Origin of the sequence: Amycolatopsis sp. NPDC005232 (assembly GCF_040607795.1) — a bacterium.
GTDB lineage: Bacteria > Actinomycetota > Actinomycetes > Mycobacteriales > Pseudonocardiaceae > Amycolatopsis.
In genome coordinates this window covers 1-2,325 of record NZ_JBEXHL010000088.1, presented here as the reverse complement: position 1 = coordinate 2,325, position 2,325 = coordinate 1, and the positions used below count along the sequence as shown (strand labels likewise).

The following is a 2,325-nucleotide window of genomic DNA, read 5'->3' as shown; positions in this document are numbered from 1 at the left end:
GGATCGGGCGGTGCGATCGGCCCCCGGCCGATCCGACCGCTCGATCCCAACACCGGCTCCTAGGCGATCTCGCACGCCTCGGCGGAGCCGAGGCAGACAACACTGTCGAACGGCAGGTACGTCGTGCCCAGCCTGGGAGCCCAGCCGATGGTCAGCGGTGGCACGGCGGGAGTCTCCGCGTGCTGCGGGAGGAACCCGATGTCCACCGGGGTCGAGAAGTCCACGGTCAGGAACCGGGTGGGTTCGGCGACGCTCACGAGAGAGCCCTCCTGATCGCTTCCTCGCCCAGGATCGGGTCGTTGGTCGGGTCCTCGACGGCCGGGGCGAGGGCGCGCGGCGCGATCTTCGGGGTGAGGGTCCCGAAGACCGGGTCCGGCGGGGCCGCGGTGTGGTACTCGGGGAAGTGGGCTTGGTAGTCCACCATCGACTGGACCAGTGCGGGCTCCGCGAAGCGCGGTCCCCAGAACTGGGCCGAGATCGGCAGGCCCGAGGTGTAGCCGACGGGGAAGCTCACCATGGGCCAGCCCAGCGCGTTCGGCACCTGGTAGTACGCCCGGTACACCGGGAAGCCGGCGCCGCCGGACCGTTGGCCGATCACGTCGCCCAGGGCCAGCACGAGCATGAAGTCGACGCCGGCGTCCTCCAGCGACTTGGTGTAGTTGGCGATGAGCCGGCGCCGCCGCTGTTCGCCCTCGTAGCGGACGGAGGCGGGGATGCCGCCGTTGAAGCGGTCGGCGCTCGCGAAGCTCGCCGCCATCTCACCGGGCGCGCGCCGGCCGTACTGGCCGGTGAGGGTCGCGACGGCGTCGGCCGTCGGGATGCCGCTCGCGCAGAAGTCCGCCACCGCCGCGACGAACCGGACCTCGTAGCGGTTCGCGTTCACCACCGCGGCCGAGGGCGACACGGGCGATCCGTCCACCGTCGCCAGCACGTCCGCCGACGCGAAGTACGGGTTCTGCGCGGGGTCGGTCATGTCCAGACCGGGGAACTCCTTCACCTGGGCGCCCAGGCTCTTCAGCTGTCCCACCAGCCGGTTGAACGCCTTCAGGTGCTCGGCGCCGTACGTGTCCTGCGGGCTGACCCCGGTCTTGATGGTGCCGCCCACGTTCATCCAGTCCGTCTGCGGGATGCCGATCGTCAGGCCCTGCAACGGCGTCCGCCCGGGCCGGGGCGACGACGGGATCGCCGGGAACGGCAGGGGCGCCGAGAGCGTCTGCGGGTCGTTCACCGCGTCCGGACCGAGGATCGTGCTCAGGATCAGCGCCGAGTCCCGTGCGCTGCGGGAGATAGGGCCGAGCACGTCGTAACCCGGCGAGAGCGGCATGAGCCCGGCGATCGACACCGTGCCCAGCGACGGCTTGATCCCGCTGGCGCCGTTCGCGGCCGACGGCATGATGATGCTGCCGCCCGTCTCCTCGCCGATGCAGGCCGCGGCCAGCCGCGCGATGGGCGCGACCCCCGAGCCCTGGCTCGATCCGCCCGGCACGTGTGACGGGCTCCAGGCGTTGCCCGCGAACGTGCCGGTGATCGAGCCGGAGAAAGCCGAGCAGATGGTGTTGCCCAGCAGCACCACGCCGGCCGCGCGCAGCCGGGCGACGACCGTCGCGTCCTGGAGCGCCTTGTTGCCGGTGAACGCCGCGCTGCCGTCCTGCGCGTTCAGGCCCTTGATGCCCACGGAGTCCTTGATGCCCATAGGGATTCCGCACAGGGGCGACAGGTCACCGCCGTGCCGGCGCCAGTTCGAGATCCGCTGGTCGGCGGCTCGCGCGGCGGCGAGCGCGCCGGCTGTGTCAACCCGCACGAACGCGTTGTACGCGCCGTTGTCGCCGTAGACCTCGAAGGGACCGTTGAACTTCGAGATCCGGCCGAGGTAGGCCTGGGTGATCTCGACGCTCGACGTGCGGCCCGCGCGCAGCAGCGCGGCGAGCTCGGTGATCTCGTAGTCCACGAGCCGGACGCGGTGGGGGATCTGGTTCACCGACGGCAGCGCCGGGCCGCCGGACGGCGCCGCGCTCGCCGGCGCCGCACCCAAAGTGAGGGAAAGGGTGCCACCGGCGACCGCCGCACCGGCGCCGCCGAGCACGGATCTCCGCGTGAGTCTTCCTGGTTGTGCCACGTACTGCCTCGCTTCTGAACCGGTGGGGAAGGGCAGGCGCGACGCTAGAACCCTGCGGTTGCGGGCGAGTTTTCGAGTATTACGAAGACATTTCGTGTTCAGACCTTTCGGTGTTTTTGGCCCCGCCTTCGGCAGGGCGTGCGAGATCGCCTTTGAGCCGGCTTCCGGATTGGGGCGGTCGGATCGGCCGGGGGCCGATCGCACCGCCC

The 2,325-nt window shown here is 71.1% G+C and carries 2 protein-coding genes; both read right to left on the bottom strand.

Annotated features, from left to right (window positions below):
* Positions 1 to 59 precede the first annotated feature (59 nt).
* Complete coding sequence (locus tag ABZU76_RS51560; RefSeq protein WP_354885871.1) at positions 60 to 257, bottom strand: hypothetical protein; 198 nt, start codon at positions 255 to 257, stop codon at positions 60 to 62.
* Positions 254 to 2,083 carry an amidase gene (locus ABZU76_RS51555; protein WP_354885868.1) on the bottom strand — a complete coding sequence of 610 codons (1,830 nt, stop codon included), beginning with the start codon at positions 2,081 to 2,083 and terminating at the stop codon, positions 254 to 256. Before ABZU76_RS51555 ends, ABZU76_RS51560 begins: the two co-directional genes overlap by 4 nt.
* Between the last annotated feature and the right edge of the window lie 242 nt (positions 2,084 to 2,325).